At 38.3% G+C, this 21,144-nt stretch carries 19 protein-coding genes; 5 read left to right on the forward strand and 14 right to left on the reverse strand.

Annotated features, from left to right (window positions below):
- Nucleotides 1-47: 47 nt before the first annotated feature.
- From AWM74_RS02310 to brnQ, 6 genes are all read right to left on the reverse strand, one after another.
- The gene (locus AWM74_RS02310) at nucleotides 48-1,883 is read right to left on the reverse strand and encodes a polysaccharide biosynthesis protein (protein WP_026466476.1); all 1,836 of its coding nucleotides are present in this window, start codon (nucleotides 1,881-1,883) and stop codon (nucleotides 48-50) included.
- 73 nt (nucleotides 1,884-1,956) lie between these two features.
- Complete coding sequence (locus AWM74_RS02315) at nucleotides 1,957-2,733, reverse strand: tyrosine-protein phosphatase (RefSeq protein ID WP_026466477.1); 777 nt, start codon at nucleotides 2,731-2,733, stop codon at nucleotides 1,957-1,959.
- Nucleotides 2,734-2,934: 201 nt separating this feature from the next.
- Complete coding sequence (locus tag AWM74_RS02320; RefSeq protein WP_016896429.1) at nucleotides 2,935-3,390, reverse strand: NUDIX hydrolase; 456 nt, start codon at nucleotides 3,388-3,390, stop codon at nucleotides 2,935-2,937.
- 11 nt (nucleotides 3,391-3,401) lie between these two features.
- The gene (locus AWM74_RS02325) at nucleotides 3,402-4,274 is read right to left on the reverse strand and encodes a DegV family protein (protein WP_026466478.1); all 873 of its coding nucleotides are present in this window, start codon (nucleotides 4,272-4,274) and stop codon (nucleotides 3,402-3,404) included.
- A 92-nt stretch (nucleotides 4,275-4,366) separates the two neighbouring features.
- Nucleotides 4,367-5,236 carry a DegV family protein gene (locus AWM74_RS02330; protein ID WP_026466479.1) on the reverse strand — a complete coding sequence of 290 codons (870 nt, stop codon included), beginning with the start codon at nucleotides 5,234-5,236 and terminating at the stop codon, nucleotides 4,367-4,369.
- 879 nt (nucleotides 5,237-6,115) lie between these two features.
- A complete protein-coding gene (gene brnQ / locus AWM74_RS02335) occupies nucleotides 6,116-7,471 on the reverse strand; it encodes a branched-chain amino acid transport system II carrier protein (protein ID WP_026466480.1) in 1,356 nt (451 codons plus the stop codon).
- Nucleotides 7,472-7,736: 265 nt separating this feature from the next.
- Here brnQ and AWM74_RS02340 point away from each other — a divergent pair, with 265 nt between their 5' ends.
- Nucleotides 7,737-9,260 carry an FAD/NAD(P)-binding protein gene (locus AWM74_RS02340; RefSeq protein WP_026466481.1) on the forward strand — a complete coding sequence of 508 codons (1,524 nt, stop codon included), beginning with the start codon at nucleotides 7,737-7,739 and terminating at the stop codon, nucleotides 9,258-9,260.
- A 93-nt stretch (nucleotides 9,261-9,353) separates the two neighbouring features.
- Here AWM74_RS02340 and AWM74_RS02345 read toward each other — a convergent pair whose 3' ends face one another.
- The 6 genes from AWM74_RS02345 to map form a co-directional block, all read right to left on the reverse strand.
- Entirely contained in the window at nucleotides 9,354-10,328 is a 975-nt protein-coding gene (locus AWM74_RS02345; RefSeq protein WP_026466482.1) for a DNA/RNA non-specific endonuclease, read from the reverse strand.
- 197 nt (nucleotides 10,329-10,525) lie between these two features.
- Nucleotides 10,526-11,494 (reverse strand): GMP reductase, encoded by a 969-nt coding sequence (locus AWM74_RS02350; protein WP_026466483.1) that lies wholly within the window; start codon nucleotides 11,492-11,494, stop codon nucleotides 10,526-10,528.
- 349 nt (nucleotides 11,495-11,843) lie between these two features.
- Nucleotides 11,844-12,740, reverse strand: coding sequence for a ribokinase (rbsK, locus tag AWM74_RS02355; RefSeq protein ID WP_026466484.1), 897 nt, complete (start codon nucleotides 12,738-12,740; stop codon nucleotides 11,844-11,846).
- A gap of 123 nt (nucleotides 12,741-12,863) precedes the next feature.
- On the reverse strand, nucleotides 12,864-13,856 hold the full coding sequence (locus AWM74_RS02360) for an LCP family glycopolymer transferase (protein WP_026466485.1): 993 nt from the start codon (nucleotides 13,854-13,856) through the stop codon (nucleotides 12,864-12,866).
- Nucleotides 13,857-13,925: 69 nt separating this feature from the next.
- Nucleotides 13,926-15,539 (reverse strand): LCP family glycopolymer transferase, encoded by a 1,614-nt coding sequence (locus AWM74_RS02365; RefSeq protein WP_026466486.1) that lies wholly within the window; start codon nucleotides 15,537-15,539, stop codon nucleotides 13,926-13,928.
- Nucleotides 15,540-15,750: 211 nt separating this feature from the next.
- A complete protein-coding gene (gene map, locus AWM74_RS02370; protein WP_026466487.1) occupies nucleotides 15,751-16,506 on the reverse strand; it encodes a type I methionyl aminopeptidase in 756 nt (251 codons plus the stop codon).
- Between the two features lie 236 nt (nucleotides 16,507-16,742).
- On the opposite strand from map, the gene AWM74_RS02375 reads away from it, so the two are divergent.
- The 4 genes from AWM74_RS02375 (at nucleotide 16,743) to AWM74_RS02390 (ending at nucleotide 19,646) form a co-directional block, all read left to right on the forward strand.
- Entirely contained in the window at nucleotides 16,743-17,450 is a 708-nt protein-coding gene (locus AWM74_RS02375) for a GntR family transcriptional regulator (protein ID WP_026466488.1), read from the forward strand.
- A 106-nt stretch (nucleotides 17,451-17,556) separates the two neighbouring features.
- Complete coding sequence (locus tag AWM74_RS02380; RefSeq protein ID WP_026466489.1) at nucleotides 17,557-18,012, forward strand: flavodoxin; 456 nt, start codon at nucleotides 17,557-17,559, stop codon at nucleotides 18,010-18,012.
- A gap of 21 nt (nucleotides 18,013-18,033) precedes the next feature.
- Nucleotides 18,034-19,281 (forward strand): aminopeptidase, encoded by a 1,248-nt coding sequence (locus AWM74_RS02385; protein ID WP_026466490.1) that lies wholly within the window; start codon nucleotides 18,034-18,036, stop codon nucleotides 19,279-19,281.
- Nucleotides 19,282-19,328: 47 nt separating this feature from the next.
- Entirely contained in the window at nucleotides 19,329-19,646 is a 318-nt protein-coding gene (locus AWM74_RS02390) for a hypothetical protein (protein ID WP_016896415.1), read from the forward strand.
- A 120-nt stretch (nucleotides 19,647-19,766) separates the two neighbouring features.
- Here AWM74_RS02390 and AWM74_RS02395 read toward each other — a convergent pair whose 3' ends face one another.
- Nucleotides 19,767-20,153, reverse strand: coding sequence for a GtrA family protein (locus AWM74_RS02395; RefSeq protein WP_026466491.1), 387 nt, complete (start codon nucleotides 20,151-20,153; stop codon nucleotides 19,767-19,769).
- 9 nt (nucleotides 20,154-20,162) lie between these two features.
- Complete coding sequence (locus AWM74_RS02400) at nucleotides 20,163-21,122, reverse strand: glycosyltransferase family 2 protein (RefSeq protein WP_026466492.1); 960 nt, start codon at nucleotides 21,120-21,122, stop codon at nucleotides 20,163-20,165.
- Nucleotides 21,123-21,144 lie beyond the last annotated feature (22 nt).

The raw sequence follows: 21,144 nt of genomic DNA on the forward strand, positions 1-21,144 counted from the left end.
TTTTCAATAAGATATTGTGATTCCTAGTATTTTTCACTTGATTCTCATTATCCGTTTTCAGATGTTTTCGCATCACGGTGAACAAAATCAACTAACTTTTTGTTTAAGGTATCATCGTTAACCACTGTTAAGTCTAATGTTTCAACGAATTCATAAATTTCTTCAATTGGCTGACTGGTAATTTTTCCAACGAAAATTTTATCATCAACCTTTTGCCCAGTTGTTTCATCAGTTAGCAGCAATTCTTCATACAGTTTTTCACCAGGTCGAATACCACTTTCAACAATTGGAATTTCTTTTTCAGTAAAGCCTGATAGTTTGATCATTTTCTTCGCTAGGTCTAGGATTAGGACTTCTTTACCCATATCTAAGATAAATAACTCGCCACCCTCAGCTTTAGCGCCGGCTTGGATAACCAAACGACTTGCTTCAGGAATGGTCATGAAGTAACGACGCATTCTAAAGTCTGTAACAGTTACCGGGCCACCTTTTTCAATTTGCTTTTTGAATACAGGAATAACGGAACCACGTGAACCCAACACATTACCGAATCGTACTGCTGCAAATTTCGTATGGTTTGAAACTTTATCCATTCCGGTAACTAGCATTTCAGCGATTCGTTTTGAAGCCCCCATTACGTTAGGTGGGTTGTTGGCCTTATCCGTGGATACCATAACGAAGACATCAACATTGGCATTCTTCGCTGCGGTTGCCACATTCAATGTTCCGAAGACATTGTTTTTCACTGCTTCAGTTGGGTTAGCTTCCATTAGCGGCACATGTTTATGGGCTGCTGCATGGTAAACGATATCTGGTTTGTAGGTTTGCATGATTTGTTCAATATGTTCTTTATCTTGAACGTCAGCAATGATTGGAATAATCCGGGTATTTGGTAAGTCTTTTTGAGCGAACTCTTGATTGATCAAGTAGATTGAGTTTTCTCCGTGACCTAAAAGATAAATCGTTTGTGGTGCGAATTTAGCTACCTGACGACATATTTCAGAACCAATTGAACCACCAGCACCTGTAACTAAGATGTCTTTACCAGAGATTTGACGGAAGGCATCTGAATCGTCTAATTCCACTTCGTCACGGCCCAAAAGATCAGAAATTGAAATTTCTTGTGGGCCAGAAGTTGTATCCATTTGGTAACCTAATAATGTTTTTTCAACTGAAGGCATTTGACGCACATCCACGTCGTATTCAATACCCCAGTCTAAGATTTGTTCAATCTTTTCACTTGGTAGGGTTGGTGCCGTAATAATGATGTTTTGTAAATGGTATTGTTCAATAATACTTGGAATATCTTTAATGCAACCTAAGATGCTCAAGTTATCCATTTTCTTATGTAGTAACTCTTTATCATCATCTACAAAACCGACGAATCGGTATGCACCATCATTTTTAAACTGTTTAAGGAAGGTATTTCCGCCTCGACCTGCACCTACAAGTAAAGTTGGTTCAAAGACCCTTTCACCATTTGGTATGTTTTCTCTACGGTCCATTGTTAAGCGCCATGAGGCACGCGATACAAATGTTAAACCAATGGCAAATACTGTTAATAAGAAGACAAATCGAATAGAAAAACTTCTATAAATAATTGCTGCTGACGCTAGGGTTAAAATAGACGCAATACAATGGGTAATCAGTAAATCTGATGCCCCTTTAAAACTCATATAGCGAATAATCAAGTTGTAGTTTTTTGTCCATAAACTAGCTAGTATATAAGTAATGAAATAGATAATTGACAAACTCAACGTCATTGATACGGTTAAACCTACATAAATTTCAAGTAATAGATATGCGGCAAAACCAGCGACTAATATCGATACAAAATCAGCAATCGCTAGTATCGAATATTTTTGGTATTTAGAAAAATTCATTTACGCGTTACGCTCCCAACTTGTTCTTTTCTTTTTTTGATACGTATTTATAACAAACTACAAACCCAATAAACTAAAACAAACCAAAAAATTTCTTCTTACGTTTCGGTTGGTCTAAAACAAAATTGGTGATCATTGGCTCCCCATTCACTAAACTTTTCGCATTGGCTTTAAAATCAAACACGATACTAGTTCCATACTCAGCCTGCATTTTGTTGAAGGCTGCCTCCATATTAAAGCCCCTAGGTCCATGTGGACGGTGGGCATCTGAAGCGAGCATATGGACAAGATTTTCTTCAATCAGCAAACGACTCGTTTCTTCAACACCAGAACCAAACTCCCCTAAATATGAAGCTGCTGTTAACTGTGCGTAACAACCCATCTCCACAAAACGTTTTAATATTTCTGGTTTTTCAATAATCTTTTGATTACGTTCCGGATGAACGATGATTGGGCGAATATTTCGTGACAATAAATCAAAGAATACTTGTTCCGCATAATGCGGTACTTCATGACTTGGAAATTCAATTAAAATGTAATGGCCATCTAAATCTGTAAATAAAATTTCACCTTGGTCAATGTGGTCTAACAACTCACCGTGGAGTCTGATTTCTTGACCAGGGAATACCACTAAATCAATACCTCTGCGGTCAAGTTCAACTTGTAGTTGCCCAACAGCTTCTTCAACCTTGCTGCGTTCATTAACGAATTCTGAATTACGGTGGTGAGGTGTGGCTAAGATATGGGTAATCCCTTCTTGAACAGCAACATTCGCCATCTCTATTGACATTTCAATATCTTTAGCACCATCGTCCACTCCAGGTAATATATGATTATGGATATCAATCATTACATTCCCTCCTTTTCATATATTGAATAAAGTATTGTGATTACTATATACACAAAAAAAGATCCCGGATACATGAATCTTTTTGTAAGTAGGGCATTTTCATTTCTACAATATACTATATATAAACAATTTATATGTAAGAAATTGGTAAAGTCACCTTACAATTTCACAACAATCATTCATTTCTAACTACTATATACTCTACCGCTTTTCAACCAATTTTAAAACATCATTTTCATCATAAACTAATTTAATATCCATCAAAGTAGATGACCCAATCAATTCTTTGAGGAAAATACGGTCGCCTTCCCAAAGGGTTAGGTCAAAAATCTTATCCTTGTCTACCCAAGCTAGGTCCCCTTCTCTGGTTTGTCCGACCTCATTATTTTCTAATTGACCCGTATATAAGAAAATATACATAGGTTCTTGGTCAGCATAGATAAAAGTGACTATTCCTCGAAAAACGGCTGATTTCAAGTTTTGGCTAGCCTCTTCTTTGACTTCTCTTTCCAAACATTCCATAGGTGATTCACCATGTTCAAATTTGCCGCCGATACCAATCCATTTCCCGTGGTTGACGTCGTTGGCTTTTTTCGTCCGGTGGAGCATCAAGTATTGGTCTAAGTCATTTTCCAAGTAAATAAGTGTTGATAACATAAAGCCTCCGCTTAGTCTAAGTCAGCATCTACTAGTATCCCCATCCCCAATGCACCCTTACCGCCGTGAACCCCTAAAACGGGTGTTAAATAACGGATAATGATGTCTTCATTTGGATAGTTTTCTAGGAAAAAGTCTCTGAATTCAATGGCCTTATCATAGGCATCACCGTGGGCAAAGCCTAAATGCAGACGGTCACCAAATTGGTTGCGGGCTTCTTCATAGATATGCAACCAAGATTTTTTAATCTTTCCTTCAGTACGGATTTTCTCAAAAACGTCTACTGTCCCGTCATCTTCAAATCGTAGGATCGGATAGATTTTTAATACAGACCCTATAAAAGCTGAGGCTGCTTTGGCCCGGCCACCTTTGACCAAGTTGTTTAAATCTTCGATAAAGACATAAATTTCTGAATCTTGAATCATTTGGTTCATGGCTGGAATAATTTGTTCAGCTTTATAGCCTGATTCAATCAGCCGAATCAATTCTTTCACTTCGTGGGCAATGATAATGGATACAGCCTTGGTATCGATCAAGTGGACATTGATTCGATCTTGATATTCTTGCATGACCATACGGGCTGTTTGGAAGGTCCCACTCAGTTTACTAGACATAAAGACCCCATAAACCTCGTCGTAACCCTTGGCTACTAGTTGATCCATAATTCGGTAATAGTCCGCTGGTTCGGGTTGAGATGAGGTTGGCAATTCGTCTACACTCACCATTTTATGGTAGAAGTGTTTCAAACTCATTTCGTTGGTGGTATCATCCATCACTTCGCCATCTTTAAAAGTAATCTTTAAAGTTACCTCGTACACATCGGGATGGTTTTTTAATTCGTCAGGCAAACTAGATGTACTATCTACAATGATTGCTGAGCGCATAATATTCTCCTCCTTGTAACACTTGGTGCACTGTGTTTATTCAAGGTACATTATAGCAAAAAAAATGCGATAAATCGTATTTTTCTCGAATATTACAATTCGGCATCTACCAATAAAAAGATCCCAATCGAACCGTTCCCTACATGGGTCCCTACAACCGGCGTTAATGCAGAGACAGTTACTTGTGACATATCCATATCATCTGACATATTGGCAACAAGTTCTAAAGCGCGTTCTGAAGCGTTTGAGTGGGCTACAGACACATGTAAACGTTCGCCATACTTAGCGTGGGCAGTCTCGTAAATCCCTTTGAATTTTTCTTTCATTTTACGGTCAGTACGTATTTTATCAATCACTTCTAGCGCACCCGTTTGGTCAATTTTAATTAAAGGTGTAATTTTTAATAGGTTACCAAAGAAGGCACCGGCAGCTGATAAACGGCCTCCTTTTACTAGGTTGTCCAATGAACCCACCAAGATATAAGTTTCACTTTCGTTAGCTACTTGTTCTAAGGCGGGTACAACAGTTGCTGCAGTATGACCTGCTGTTAATAATCGTAAACACTCACCTACCAAATGTTGCGACACAGCTGATGTCGACTTAGCATCAATAATATGGGTGGTAACTTGATCGGTAAACTCTCTTGATACCGCTTCTAATGAAGACAGAGTGCCACTTAATTGACTAGCAATCACAATGCCATAAACTTCATCATAGCCAGCTTTGATAATTTCTTCATATAGGTCATAAATTTGTCCGTTTGTAGGCTGTGACGTTGTTGGTAATACTGTCATATTTTCTAATTCATTATAATAGTCGGAGATCACTCGAGGGTCACTAGAATCTTCGCGCACTTCTCCATCAGGAAAAATAACACTCAATTTAATCTGAAATACATTCTCTAGACTGCTTAGGTCTTCTGGTAAAGTTGCTGTTGAGTCAACAATAATTGCTGTTTTCATATTTATGGGTCTCCTTAAAAAATACATCATTGTACTAAAAATGGTGTCGACATAGTTTAACATGACCAAGAGACAAAAAAAAGAGTAAGTTTTAACACTACTCCTTTTCCTAGTTACCATAACTAGATAATGCATAAAGTTTCATTAGCCATTGCGATGCGCTTCAAGTTCAGCAACCTAATTTAATACACGTTTACGATTTGAATGAGTAAACAAGCAATACAACAATACACATAGAATGAAAGAAATACTATGTACTCGACTCCCTAATATATAAATCCATTCTTTTATGTCTGACTCTTGTTACACTAGCGCATCTGAAAGGTAACCTACCATAGCTGAAGCTTGCCCCGTAATAAATCTAGCTTATCCTGCTTTACGTGCAAATGAATAAAGAGAATATACAGCACCATCTTGACGATTATGTGTTGTCACTTCACTATCATTTACAACCTCTAGAATTGCCGTCCAGATAACTGAATTGAACACAGTAGATCCAAGATAACCCATACCTGTTATAACAGTATATATTATCAGTACCGATGAAGTACAAGGTTGAAGATATGAGACCAATAAAATTCATAATAAATGAGGCTAATTCTCTCTTACCAAAACGGCTGGCTGGATTTTTGTAACGACGCAGCTTCCTTATCCATCTTCACACGTTCAGTAGTATTTTTATTCCAGACGATAGGCATTTTAAATATACTGTTATCGTTGCACTAGAAAAAAATATACGTTTATTATATTTGTTGGCATACGTAACAGTTAATATATGCGATATAAAATAATCTCTATCAATTTTATAAACGATAGTTGTATTTTGCAAACAAAAAACACCTCACTTCAAATCAAGAAGTAGAGGTGTTATCCGTTCGTTTAACCAGCTATTTTTTCTTTTTCAGTAAGAATAATACCAATAACGAGTCCAATCAGAGCTGGGACTAGCCAGCCAAATCCGTAGGCATAGAATGGTAAGACTGCTTCGGCGAAATGACCAATAGCTTCTCCACCGATTGCATCAAAGATGCCTTCGGGTAAAGTTTTAATGAAATCGAATAAGGCTGCAAACATTGTAAAAATAGTAACCCAGCGATATACATGTTTACTGGTATAAATAGGTTCACATAAAGCGATAATAACTAGTGAAATTGCTAATGGATACAAGAACATTAATACCGGCGTGGATAAGCCAATAATCGTTGTTAATCCTACGTTTGAAACAAGGAAAGATAAGACCGCAAATAAAATAGTCCAATTGGTCAATGATAATTTATTCGGGAAAAGTTCTTCAAAAGTTTCTGCACAAGCTACAATTAATCCGATTGCTGTCTTTAAACATGCGAAGACCATAACTATAGCTAAGATGACTGAGCCAGCAGTTCCAAAGTAGTGTTGGGTGATCAATGAAAGCGCGACGCCCCCATTTTCCTGAACATCAATAAAGCCACGACTTTGTGTACCTAAAATAGCTAAGCTGAAATAAATCAAACCCATTAATATAGCAGTTAACAAACCGGATTTTACTGTTGAATTGGCCAAGTTTTTAGGTTCATTCACGCCTAATTTACGGATTGAGCGAATAATAATGATACCAAAAGCCAATGCTGCTAAGACGTCCATCGTATTATAACCTTCCAAAAACCCTTGGAAAAAGGCTTGATTTGAATAGCTAGCAATTGATTCAACTTCAGTTACGCTTATTTCCGGCATTGTAAATGCACGAATAAAAATAATTGCTAAGAAAATAAGAAACACAGGATTTAAGAACTTACCAATATAATCCATAATGTTTGATGGCCGAAGTGATAATGCCAAGGCTACCCCGAAAAATAAGGCTGAATAAATCAATAAAGCGACAGGTGACTCAGCGAAACTTGTTGTCGCAAAACCCACTTCAAAAGATACAGATGCCGTCCTTGGACTAGCGAAGAATGGGCCTATAGTTAAATACAGTGCTACCGTAAAAAAGTATGCATATTTTCTAGAAATCTTACTAGCTAAATGAAAGACACCTTCTGAGTGTGTCATCCCCATAGCAGCTACTGCTAATAAAGGTAGCCCAGTTGCAGTAATAATAAATCCTAGACTTGCTTGCCAAACATGGTTACCAGCCATTTGTCCCATTAAAACAGGGAAAATAATATTACCAGCACCAAAAAATAAGCCAAACAACGTGGAAGCTACGACAATGAGCTCGCGCATTGTCAGCTGTTTATTTAAATTTGGTTTCATAATTATAACTCCTTTTCGTATTCAACAAAAATACCATATCCTAACATAAAACAACATTACATTAAGATAAAATTTAGGGAATTTTAATGCTAGCCTCTTTTGAATTACGGATATTTCATAGGGAATTTTCTTGTAAAACATAGGAATATGCTATAATTTATAGCGGTAATAGGGAGCAGAAAATATATTTGCATGAGATCAAATATATTCCACTATACTTTCCTCTATAGAACAATTTTTTTAAACAAAATATAAGGAGATCACTATGCAAATTGCGATTGTGGGATTAGGCGTAGCTGGAAATGGCAGCCTAAAAGCCCTGATTGATTTTCAAAATCAACACCCAAATCAACCATTAACCATTGATATCTATGATGAAGCTGGTCACTTAGGTCACGGCTCCCCCTATCAAGAGGACGACGATAAGTTAATCATGAATTCCCTCGCTCATGATTTATCAATCGATGCAGACAATCCTCATGATTTATTAGATTGGTTAACCAATCATCATCCGGACTACTGTGATCCGTCTGCCTTCATTCCTCGCGCTATGTACGGCGCTTATTTAAAGGACCGTATGGCGACTTACTTAAACAATGACCGTGTCCATATCCACTACCAACATATTCAAGATATCCAAGTCGTGGATAAAGTTGGTCATCACATTACTGGAAGCCAAGATAAGCCTTACCATTACCAAATACAAACAGCTGATGGTCAGTGGCAAGAAGCGATTTATCAAGCCGTTTTCTTAAATATTGGCCATCCACCATATGCTGATCACTACCATTTAATTGGTCACGATGGTTACATCCATGACCCTTACCCAGTAAGCGATAAACTTGGCGTTCTTGACCCAAGTCAAAAAATTGGTATTATTGGCTCTGGTTTAACTGGTCTTGATGTTATGCGTTACCTGCAATATCATTTTGCTGGTCAACTTGCTCGCTCAATTACCTTTTTCACACGGTCGACACCATTCTCTTCTGCTAAACAAGGACCATATGATGGACATATTCAGGCTACTTTTAATATGGATTGGATTAAAAATCAAAAGGCATCCCACAACGGCTACATTCCACTAGAAAATATTTTAGAAACTTTTATGGCAGATATGACGGCTAACGATGTGGATATTAAACGGGTAATTGATCGATATGGGACTGGCTCAATCACTGAAATTCGTCAAGAGTTAACTCACTACGACCGTGACCTACAAATATTCCAAATTTATACTGGTATTATCACCCCATATCTCCCTGATATATATATGGGCATGTCAGTACTTGACCGTAATACCTATAAACAAGAATATTTAGATACTTTTGAACACTTCAGAAGCCAAATGACCCATGAAGCCTTACAAGATATTATTCAGTGGTATGACGAGGAAAAGGTATCCTTCCATGATAAGCTAACAGATATCAAGCCTCATAGTGATGGTGGATTTGAAATGATTTTTGAGAATGGTTCAAGTAAACATGTGGATATTTTAGTCAATGCAGCTGGATTCGAAAGTCAATTACTGCCAGCAACTGAACAAGATATATTCATTAAAAACATGGTTGACCGTGACTTATTTACGCCCGCTATAGACGGTGGTGTATTGGTAACCTGGCCTCAGGCTCAAGTCACCTCTCAACGGTACGCGACACACGACAACCTATTCTTAACAGGTCGTTGGATTATGACCACACAATACGGAAACAACAATGCGCAAATGTCTTTTGCCTTTGGACAACAAGTAGCCCAACAATTTTTAGACCGGCAAATAAAAGCGTATAAATAAATAAATAAATAAATAAATAAATAAATTAATTAATAGATAAATAAAAGTCTGACTTGATCGCAATGCTTCTTAATCAAGTCAGACTTTTAAATTTTATACGGCTAATTGATTTGATCCATCTTTATAATCAATCTCAATCCCTGGTTGCATATTTGGAATATAGACATGGAACTGTAATTCACCATCATCCTCAATCGAATAAGCTTCCATAAAAATACCTCGTGCCAACAATTCATCACCCATAAATAAGGGGGTAATCCGGTAGCGGACATGATTTTCACTATCTTCCACGTAAGCAGCCACATAGTTTTCAAAAGGTAGCATACCTTCCACATTGAAATACCGGGTCCCGGTCATCAAGTTCAGCAAATTATCCTGCTGACCAGTCAACTGAAAACCAATTAAATGACTTCGGTTATACAGCCAGCCAGCCGACACAATATCATAACGGTTTTGTTGCCAACCAGTTGGTGTGATTGCGGTCAAGGCTTCTCGTTGTTCCGATTCAGCCGGCATCAAGTCCGCCCCTAACAAGGCATTAGCTTCAGACACCCGACCCAAATCATCCAAAGGGCTATACCGCTCCCAAGATTCTTCAACATCCGTCAAATCCGCATCCGTAAAAATCGGCACATTGTCATTGACTTCAACATAAGCCTGCCCACCCGGCACACTAGGAGAGTTCTGGTGGTTGAGCTGCCCTAAATCCTCAGCCTCCTCTAGCGAGGAAGCCCCTTGTTGGCTTTCAGATGCCGAGTCACCACCTGATTCAGATGAAGAACTTGCCTCATCCCCACTACTGTCTTCTATAGAAGAAGATGCTTGGTCATTCTTGTTCCCTTCATCTGCTTGACTCACCCGCGACGACTCAGACGCTAATTGGTGGTCCTCCAAAATCTCCTGGTAAATCGACGACGTCCGGGACACCTCTTTGGCCACCTCAACCGGCTCAGCCAACCGCTCTTCCGCCATCCGGTTACCAACCCATAGAAATAGGATCAATCCCGCCAGGACCAGCATGGCAAATAACCGCTTATCCTTAGGTCCATTTTGATTTCTACCAGCCAACAACAACACCTCCCTCTCACAAAATATCTACCCTTTATCATACCATATTTCCATTTTTTCTGGGCAAAAGGACCAGCACTTTCATGGCTGACAAGCCAATTTAGACAAATTTTTTCGTCAATAAAAGGACTGCAGCTTTTAGCCACAGCCCCTTGAAAATTTTATAATTTACCTTGGTTATAATATCGGCCTTAAAATTAGTCACCGTTGTAAATAGTTGGTACGATCATGTAGTCAACCGTACGTAAAGCACCTAGGTCACGGCCACCTGCATATGAAATACTTGATTGTAAATCTTCTTGCATTTCACGCATTGTGTGCCATAAGCTACCACGGCTTTCGATCAACATCTTCTTACCTTCAACGTTTTTATAGATACCTTTTTGGAATTGAGATGCTGAACCAAAGTATTCTTTATAAGTTACACCATCTTGCTCTACAGTTTCACCTGGTGATTCAACGTGGGCAGCTAATAATGAACCGACCATAACCATTGATGCACCGAAACGTACAGATTTCGCAATATCACCGTTTGTACGGATACCACCATCAGCGATAATTGGTTTACGCGCTGCTTTAGCACATAATTTAATCGCTTGTAATTGCCAACCAGCAGTCCCAAAACCTGTTTTGATTTTAGTGATACATACACGACCAGGTCCAACCCCTACTTTAGTAGCGTCAGCGCCAGCGTTTTCTAAATCACGCACTGCTTCAGGTGTTGCCACGTTACCAGCAATCACAAATGTTTCTGGAATCTGTTCTTTAATGTATTTAATCATATCGATAACAGTCTCTGAATGACCGTGCGCGATATCAATTGTCATGTAGTCTACGCGTTCACCACTTGCTTTGATTTCATCGATGAAAGTATATTCTTCTGGTTTTACACCAACAGAAATTGACGCAAATAAACCTTCAGCATTCATATGCTTGATAAATGGCATACGTTTTTCTGGTTCAAAACGGTGCATAATATAGAAGTAACCTTTGCGGGCCAATTCTTCAGCTAACTCTTCATTTAATACAGTCTGCATGTTTGCTGGCACAACTGGTATATTAAATTCACGACCTCCAAATTCAATTGAAGTGTCTGCCTGGCTACGGCTTGTAATCACACATTTAGCAGGTATTAATTGGACTTGTTCATAATCAAAAGTTTCCACGAATTCAACTCGCCTTTCTCTCTATCAATATCTTCAACAACAAAAGGTGTCCGTAAACACCAATTCGTATTCTACACACTTAATTTCTGAATTGCAAGTTTTATTTATTCGTTTTTTTAGCGATTTGTCAAAATTTATCCAAACCAATGCATAAATTGACTGGTTTTTTCACCAATTAACGAACATTATCTTTTCTAATTAGCCCGAACATTACTAAATTAAAAACAAGCGGTTTTACCCTCGTAGAATTTATATTAAAAGACGAACTATTAATCTCAGAGAATTTTTATTTAAACAAAAAAGAAACTAGCTTATCACTAGTCTCCCTCTTGCAAAGAAAAATCTACCTTTATACTTGCCAGCTATCATTAAATTCTTCATGCGTTTTTAAGGCATCAATCGTTGGCATCCCACCTTGGGCACCAAATTTTTGAACAGATAAAGAACCTGCAATTGAGGCAAATTGAATGGCGTCAGCTAAGCTATTACCTTTAGATAAGGCCACGGTAAAAGCACCTGAGAAGGTGTCGCCAGCACCCGTTGTATCCACTACATTCCCTTTAATCGCTGCCACATGGACAGCCTTTTCTCCATCATGGTAACGGACCCCGTCACCACCCATTGTAACCAATAACTGGGCTGGGTATTGGCCCAATAATGCATCCGTATCCAAATCACCAAACATCTCTTTAGCTTCTGTTTCATTTGGCAATAAATAGTCCACTTTCTCTAAATAGGCCTTGTCAATCTCAATAAAAGGCGCTGGATCATAAGTCACCTGAATGTCGTGCGCGTCTGCCAAATCGATTAAATATTGAATAGAAGGCATAGGGATTTCATTTTGAATCACAAAATAGGTACAAGCTAACAAGTCCGCTTCCACTGATTTCAAGTAGTCAACGGTGACTTCTTGGTTAGCACCAGGCACATAAACGATGGCATTATCCCCTTCAAAAACGGTAATATGCGCTGAACCTGTTGTCGTATTTTCAATTGTTTTAACAGCTGTCACATCCACACCATTTCGCGCTAAATTTGCCTTAGTTTCTTGTCCAAATTGGTCGCCACCAACGCAACCAAACATTTGCACCTGTCCACCTAGTCTTGCTGCTGCTACCGCTTGGTTGGCCCCTTTACCACCAAAAGTTGTTTCAAAAGCTTGACCATAAACCGTTTCACCTTGCTTTGGCACACGGTTTGTCGTTACAACGAAATCTGTTGAAATACTACCAATTACACCGATCATTTAAAATTCCTCCTCATGTATCATTCTTACCTATATTATACGTTATTCATGTCAGCTAAACAGAATTTTTCCGAAAAAAAGAAGCCGTGCACTACACACGACTCCCATTTTACAAGCATAAAGCTATTCTAATTCTAAATGATCTCTAAGTTCTGCAGAGGTTTCTGAAATTTGCGATTCAGATAGGATATTGTAGTAAATACCTGTCGACATATCGCCCGTACCTACTAAAGTAGTAGATTCAACATTTTCAGAATCAATTCGGTAGTTCAAGGCTAATTGGGTCATATCTGAAACAGTTAAGTCAGTAACCACATTGGCTTGTACTGTGTCAAATAAGCTACCTAGAGACCCAATATTAGATACATCAGAATACTTGTCTAAGATGGCTAATAGGACTTGGCATTGACGGTCAGCACGACCATAGTCACCATCTGGATCATCGTAACGGTTACGGACATAAGCCAAAGCTTCAGCACCCGTTTCCAAGGTAATTTGACCTTCTGGGAAAGTATATTCACCTTGAGAGAAAGTGAAGTCATTGTATAAGGATACCCCACCAATTGCATCGATGATGTTCATCATACCCGTCATATTCACTAAGGCATAGTAGTCAACCGGTACATTCAATAGGTTTTGAACTGCATTGATTGAACCAGATGCCCCACCGGCCATGGCATAAGCACCGTTAATCTTGAAATCAATACTTGAAACATAAGTATCACGTGGAATGGATACCATTTTAGCAGTTTGTGTATTCGGGTTAATGGTCACAAGAATCATCACATCGGTATTTTGTTCACCAGTCGTTCTTGTCCCCCCTGAGTCCATCCCCATGAGTAAAATAGAAATTGGTTCTTTATCCGAAACAGTCACTTCTTTTTCACGGACTTCTTCTACCGGTTCCGCACCATCAGCGTCCGCAGGCTGATAAATAGCGTCTCCTGTTTGGTCAATTCGGTAGTATGAGTATGCAAGAATCCCGCCCCCAATAATTAAAAAGGCTAACAATACCCAACCAAAACAACCCAATAATCCACGACGTTTCTTACGAGGACGCTCCTCATGATACGCTTCCCCTTGACTCCTACGATGGCGACTTTCTCTATTTGCCATATAATCCCTCCTCCTCAAAGATAGATATATAAACTTTTACAAATTTTATGCTATTTATTATTCTATGATTTATTCTGTAACGGTACTGTATTCAACAGGCATATCGGTCACTGGTTCTTCAAATGTAACCGGCGCTTCTGAAGTGTCAGGTGCTTCTTGACTCGTTTCCGGCACGATTTCTTCAGGTACTGTCATTGATTCTGATGTTGCCGGTGCTTCATCACTATAAGTATCGCTATATGTATCTGTATAATCGGATGTTTCCGAATAAGTAGATGAATCGTAATATGTTCCCGTATCTTCTTCCGTAGTTGGGTCACCGTATGTATCCAAGTCACTACTTGTATCCTCAGTCACAGTGCCACTTGGGTCAAAGCCAGCAGTAATCTGTTCTAGCAATTCATCATCTAAAGTGGTTGGAATCGTTTGATCTTCATTTTCATCGATCAAGTCTGTGTTCCCTGTTGATTCTAAGTAGTCATTAATTGAATAACCAAAGATATATTTGACCAGTTCATTCAAATCTTCTCTTGAATATACCCCTGGTTGAATGGCCATCTCATCATCTGTTAAGACGCCATCCCAATTCAAGTCAGACACTGGGAAGTAGGTTGATTCCACCCCATACTCTACAGGATAAACGATGGCTGAATTGGTTGCTTCATAATCGATGTTGTCTTGCATGATGGATACATTTTCTAAACGCTCTAATTCTGGAATTAACATGTAGTAACCAAAATCTAGGTTTAGGTCAACATAGTCATCAAAGACTAATTTATTTAAATTATCCATGGCTGCTAAGTAATTTGACTGCAAGGCAAACATATTATCCACTGTAATATTTGTTTTAATATCATCACCTACGGCATCTAAGATGTCATTGTAATTGGTAATTGTTCCAAGTGAAATGACCTTATCTACTACCGCTTCGATTAATTGCTGTTGTCGTTTTTCACGGCCAATATCACCTTCAGGATCCGATTTACGCATCCGTACGTATTGCATTGCTTCTATGCCAGATAAGGTACGTGTTTCGCCTTCTGTAAATGAAACGTCATTTTGAGTAAAAGTTAAGGTTGGCGTAATATCCACACCACCCAAGGCATCAATCACGTCCATAAACCCTTGCATATTGACATTCACATAATAATCAATTGGCATATCTAAATAGCGTTGTAGGGAGTTGATTGTCCCTTCAATCCCATTATAATTCATATAAGCATGGTTTAATTTATCAAATTCATCCGTATCACTTTGGACCCCTAAGGCATCCCTTGGAATAGATACGACAGTTGATTCGTTGGTCTTTGGATTAATGGTGAAGACCATCATTACATCCGTCTGCGTCTCCTCAACATCCTCGTAATAAAGCGCCCCACTATCAAGGCCTGTTAGTAAAATAGTAATCGGTTCGCCATTTTTTAATTGGGCATCTGCATCACGAAGTTGCGCTGAATTCACATCCTCATAAATATCAGAACCGAATCCTGAAATATCAGCATATACTTTAAAAGCAATCGCACATATAACGACTACCACAGCCGCGGCACCTAAGATCCAATAGGTTTTCTTTTCTTTGGGTAACCATTTTGAGGATCTAAGAGCCTTTAAATTGAATGAATTCACTTTTTTATTATCGCGGCGACTAGGGGCTTGATTATTTTGATTATCTTGCTTTGTCATAAGCGCTCCTCTGGAGAATTATTAGGAAAATTGCTGGGTTTTCTTTGCTAAAAATATCTGGTTTATCTTGTGAAACTTAAGCAATCTATACCAATTTACATTATAGCATAATGAAATTTAACTTCATTTCAATTTAAATAATCTTAATAATTATTTATGTGAAAAAACCATTAAGTTTGCATGACCGCCCTTAATGGTTCCGTTATGGTAATTAATCTTTTTGTTGCGTTAAAATAATTGGACCATCTTCAGTGATGGCTAAGGTATGCTCGTACTGCGCTGAACGTCCGCCGTCAATTGTGCGGGCAGTCCAACCGTTAGCGTCCATTTGTGATTGCCATTTACCGGTGTTGACCATTGGTTCAATAGTAATCGTCATGCCAGCACGTAAACGTTGTCCTTTTCCAGCTACACCAAAATGCGGTACAGATGGTCCTTCGTGCATAGTTGGTTGAATACCGTGACCCACGAACTCACGCACAACTGAAAAACCTTGGCTTTCAACATATGTTTGAATTGCCGCACCGATATCTCCAATACGGTTACCAACACGTGCTTGCTCAATCCCTAATTCTAAGGCTTTCTTCGTTACGTCCATTAGTCGTTGACCCTCTTCATCCACTTGGCCAATACCGTATGTCCAGCAAGAATCAGCAAAATAGCCGTCTAATGATAAGACGGTATCGACACTGACGATATCGCCATCTTTTAAAGCACGGTTAGGTGCTGGGAAGCCGTGACAAATTTCATCATTAATGGATACACATGTCACATACTCATAGCCTTCAAAGCCAACTTGTTCACGGATAGCGCCTGCTTCAGTAATTTTTTTATCAAAAAAGGCTTCAATTTCCATTGTGGTAACGCCTGGTACCATCATTGGACGCAATTGTTCATGGATACTTGCTAATAAAGCCCCTGCTTTTTTCATGCCTTCTATTTCACGGGCAGATTTTAATGTTATCATTCACTCTCGTCCTTCCTGTATATTCTGCTTTATTATACCTTAAAAGCCAGCGAAATAAAACGAATCCGACAGCCTTTACCAATTGTAACCGTTTTATTTTTTATAACTTTTAATGATAATCTTTGGCTTTTTCTTGACTAAACTGGTATGATTAAGAAAGTAATAAAACGTTATTGCATATTTTTAAAAGCCAAATATGAAACGTATCTACCAATGACCTGAGCGAGGTGAATGGCATGGGAAAAACGCAAAAATTAGAACAAGTTGCCTACTTACATATTAAAGATCAAATACTTAGTGAAAACTGGAAATCCGGTTTTCATATTGTTGAAGCCTTTATTTCTGAAGATTTAGATATCAGTCGAAGCCCTATTCGTGCTGCTTTAAGTACCTTAGCAGATGAAGGCTTTGTAGATATGATTCCGTATCGCGGATTCTTCGTCGGAGATAATGTGCCGAAAGTTGACTTCGTAGCCCACCGTTTACGCTATGAATTAATTATCAGTTACCGGATGTTGGATCAAATGATTAAACAAAAGGTTAAAGGTGAAAACTACAAGAATATTTTAGATGAGAAAGTACTAGCGGTACAGAATGCATATGAACACAAAAATTTTGATGACTTCTTTACAACTAGTGAAGCGTTGTTAAAAACAATTTTGGATATTGGTAAGCATGACTACCTAGTTAATGAAGCTTTAGAGTGTTCACATACTGTAATGACAGCTATTCTTGAGAAATACCATACGGATGAACCAAAAGATTTCATTTTGGATATGTATCCTTTCATGATGTACCTCGGTGACTTAGTACGGTTGATTGTAGAAAACCGCTTCAATGATGCACGTGTCTTATTTGAAATCATTATCAACTATCTGAAAATGCAACTACCAAAAGAAACACAAGAAGCTTTTGAAAATATCGATACTTACCGTTTAGCTTGATAAAGTGAATATCTAACGAATGAAAGCACTCTATGTCGTCAAAGAGTGCTTTTTTTGCTATAATTTAATAAGAAATGAAAATTATAATTGAAAGGAGCGAACCATATTGCCAAAGGCACTAGTTACCTTTGCTTCTTTAACTGGAAACGATGAAGAAATAGCAAATATTATGACCAAATCCTTAGTTAATTTGGGCATAGATGCACGTATGGTGGAATGCCAATCTGTGTATGCGACCGATTTTCTAGAAGAGGATATCTGCGTTGTCGTGACCTATACATACGGTGCTGCTGCAGACTTACCAGATGAAATTGTAGACCTATACGAAGAATTGTCGGACGTTGATTTAACAGGTAAGATTTTCGCGACCTTAGGTTCAGGCGAATATGATTACGAAGAATTCTGTAAATCTGTTGATGATTTTACCGAACAATTCAAACAAACCGGTGCTATCCAAGCTGGTGAAGCTGTAAAGATTGAGTTGTATCCTGAAGATGAGGATATCCCTCTAATTGAACAACTTGCCCAGCAATGTGTAGATAGCTACCAACAACATCAATAAAAGCAATCTTAGGAGGACAATATTTACATGGAGAATTTTGACCAATTATTAGACAAATATGCAAACCTATTAATCGAAAAAGGGATTAACGTACAAAAAGGCGACAATGTTATGATTTACATTGCCATCGACCAAGCACCCCTGGCCCACTTCTTAGCGAAACACGCTTATGAAAATGGCGCTCGCCGTGTACACTTTACTTGGAAAGATGACTACACTACCCGCTTAAACTACGAGTACCAAGCGACAGAAGATTTAGCGGAAGTTGCTGACTATACTGTAGCCCGCCAAGAAGATTTAATCTTAAACCAAAAAGTGTCACGCCTTTCAATCGTATCTGGTGACCCAGATTTACTAAGCGGTATTGATGCAAGTAAAATTGACACTGTTCAAACCAACCATGGTCAAAAATTAAAAGTTGTCCGTACTGCGACAATGAACGATCAAGTTAAATGGACAGTTGCAGCAGCTGCTGACTACGGCTGGGCGAAGCACGTTTTCCCTGAATTAGCTGAAGATAAACAAGCAGCAACAGACGCATTATGGGATGCCATCTTCAAAGCTAGTCGCGTATACGAAGCTGATCCAGTAGAAGCTTGGAACAAACACCGTGACTTGTTAGACGAAAAAGCACAAAAATTAAACGATAAACAATTCAAAAAATTACATTACACTGCACCTGGTACAGATTTAACATTAGGTTTACCTGAAGGTCACATCTGGGTATCTGCTCAAAGCTTTAACCCTGATGGTTCACCATTTATTGCTAATATGCCAACGGAAGAAGTCTTCACAGCACCAGATACAAACGTGATGGATGGTTATGTGACTTCAACAAAACCACTATCTTACGCGGGTTCTACAATTGAAGGCATCAAAGTAACTTTTGCAGACGGTAAAATTGTAGACGTTACAGCTGATAAAGGTGAGCAAATCATGAAAGATTTAGTCTTCAACAATGATGGTGCGCAAGGTTTAGGTGAAGTTGCCCTAGTGCCACATAAATCACCAATTTCTCAAAGTAACCTAACATTCTACAATACCCTATTTGATGAGAATGCTTCAAACCACTTGGCAATCGGTGCTGCTTACCCAACTAACGTTAAAGGCGGAACTGACATGTCAGAAGAAGAATTACAGGCAGCAGGCGTTAACCGTAGCCATGTTCACGTTGACTTCATGATTGGATCAGCTGAGATGGATATCGATGGTATCGATGCCGATGGTAATGTATTTCCTATCTTCAGACAAGGCGAATGGGCTTTCTAATTTTCTAACCGTCATTACTGTTATAAACAAGTTAAAGGAGGTTACTTATGCCGCTTAATCCCAAAAATAATGAAAACGATCTAAATGAACTATATAATCGTTTAAAGAACATGGACCGAAAAAAAGTTGACGAAACCCTTGAATACCTAGATAAAGGTTCACCAAAATTAAACTGGCTATATATCACCCTTGCCGTGGCCATTATTTTCCTTTTAATTTGGTTGATAATGATAATGAACCCGAATGCAGATGTGGCGCCAACGATCGATAGGTCTGAAGAAATCAATCTTCAAATCCATGATATGGAGTCCCGCATTAAATCACTAGAAGATCAAGTAGAAAACTTAGAAGAAGCAAATAACTAATATGGATTACAAAAAAGCTACCGGTCGACTAAATTACCTTAGTCCATCGGTAGCTTTTTTAGTTTTTCTTTTCCTGTCATAATGGGTTTGGATACATAAAGATTACTTAGTCAAAATAACCTATTTTTCTAACCATATCTTCCGTGAAATAAAGTTCCAAGCCATAACTAGAACCGTAGCTAAAACTTTTGCAATAATGTAGTGCAGAACTGTTATTTCGACAAAGAACCACATCAATACTTGATTTAATCCCAATCCTACTAAGGATAGGATGACAAAAATAAACAACTCTTGATGCTTCCGCTCTTTTTCATATCGACTCTCAAATACAAATTTCATTGAAGCAATGTAATTAAAAATAGTTGCCACAATAAAAGAGATAGCTGCAGAAACCAGATAATGAATACCTAGGAATTCTGTAAAAATTGCTAACAAACCGAAATCAATGATTGAGGCAATGATTCCTACAACACCAAATTTGATAAACTGATGGACAATTTTCTTCATACACAATCTCTATTCTTCTTCATGCTCTTGGTGTGATTGTTGGTCATTTATATCTGTATCTTTAATAATATATAAAGGCCTATTCTTAGTTTCTAAATAGATTTTCCCAACATACTTGCCAATAATTCCAATACATAGAAGTTGGATTCCACCTAATAGTAAAATAATGGAAGCCAATGACGGCCAACCTTGTGTTGGGTCACCAAAAATAAGTGTCCGTAATATAATCACAATAATCGACAAGATGGCTATAATACAAGAAATTGTTCCTAAATAGGTCGCAATAGATAAAGGTAAATCAGAAAAGTCAATAATCCCTTCGATTGAATAATGGAATAGTTGCTTAAAAGACCAAGATGTTTTACCTGCTACGCGTTCGCGATTATGAAAGGTTAAATACTCTGTGTTAAATCCTACCCAAGTGAACAAACCTTTTGAAAACCGATTATACTCCGTTAATGTCAGAATAGCATCTACCATTTGGCGTCGCATCATACGATAATCACGCGCGCCATCCACTAATTGGGCATCTGAAATTTTGTCCATTAATTTATAAAAAGTTTTTGCAAATATTGATCGAGTAACAGATTCCCCGTCTCTATCAACACGTCTCGTCCCCACGCAGTCTAAGTCTGAGTTCATCTGTAACATATTAAACATTTGTGGCAGAAGCTCTGGTGGGTCCTGTAAATCTGCATCCATAACAGACACAAAATCACCTTTAGCTTTTTTTAAACCCGCAAACATCGCCGCCTCTTTACCGAAATTTCGCGAAAAATGAATATAATGGACGTGACTATAGGTACGGGCTAAGTCTTTTATAACATTAAATGTTTGATCTTTTGACCCATCGTTGACAAAAATATATTCGAATACAGCATCCATTTTGTCTTTTTGAGCTTCGACCGCTTCAAAAAATAGTGGAATACTTTTTTCTTCATTATGGCAAGGCACAACTATTGTTAACACAGAACTTAAACCCCTTTAATTT

The organism is Aerococcus urinaeequi (genome assembly GCF_001543205.1).
In the GTDB taxonomy this organism is placed as follows: domain Bacteria; phylum Bacillota; class Bacilli; order Lactobacillales; family Aerococcaceae; genus Aerococcus; species Aerococcus urinaeequi.

Bases quoted from the DNA above. Each gene is read 5' to 3' on its own strand.
- AWM74_RS02310 (WP_026466476.1), bottom strand. From the start codon at position 1,883: ATGAATTTTTCTAAATACCAAAAATATTCGATACTAGCGATTGCTGAT.
- AWM74_RS02315 (WP_026466477.1), bottom strand. From the start codon at position 2,733: ATGATTGATATCCATAATCATATATTACCTGGAGTGGACGATGGTGCT.
- AWM74_RS02320 (WP_016896429.1), bottom strand. From the start codon at position 3,390: ATGTTATCAACACTTATTTACTTGGAAAATGACTTAGACCAATACTTG.
- AWM74_RS02325 (WP_026466478.1), bottom strand. From the start codon at position 4,274: ATGCGCTCAGCAATCATTGTAGATAGTACATCTAGTTTGCCTGACGAA.
- AWM74_RS02330 (WP_026466479.1), bottom strand. From the start codon at position 5,236: ATGAAAACAGCAATTATTGTTGACTCAACAGCAACTTTACCAGAAGAC.
- brnQ (WP_026466480.1), bottom strand. From the start codon at position 7,471: ATGAAACCAAATTTAAATAAACAGCTGACAATGCGCGAGCTCATTGTC.
- AWM74_RS02340 (WP_026466481.1), top strand. From the start codon at position 7,737: ATGCAAATTGCGATTGTGGGATTAGGCGTAGCTGGAAATGGCAGCCTA.
- rbsK (WP_026466484.1), bottom strand. From the start codon at position 12,740: ATGATCGGTGTAATTGGTAGTATTTCAACAGATTTCGTTGTAACGACA.
- AWM74_RS02360 (WP_026466485.1), bottom strand. From the start codon at position 13,856: ATGGCAAATAGAGAAAGTCGCCATCGTAGGAGTCAAGGGGAAGCGTAT.
- AWM74_RS02365 (WP_026466486.1), bottom strand. From the start codon at position 15,539: ATGACAAAGCAAGATAATCAAAATAATCAAGCCCCTAGTCGCCGCGAT.
- map (WP_026466487.1), bottom strand. From the start codon at position 16,506: ATGATAACATTAAAATCTGCCCGTGAAATAGAAGGCATGAAAAAAGCA.
- AWM74_RS02375 (WP_026466488.1), top strand. From the start codon at position 16,743: ATGGGAAAAACGCAAAAATTAGAACAAGTTGCCTACTTACATATTAAA.
- AWM74_RS02390 (WP_016896415.1), top strand. From the start codon at position 19,329: ATGCCGCTTAATCCCAAAAATAATGAAAACGATCTAAATGAACTATAT.
- AWM74_RS02395 (WP_026466491.1), bottom strand. From the start codon at position 20,153: ATGAAGAAAATTGTCCATCAGTTTATCAAATTTGGTGTTGTAGGAATC.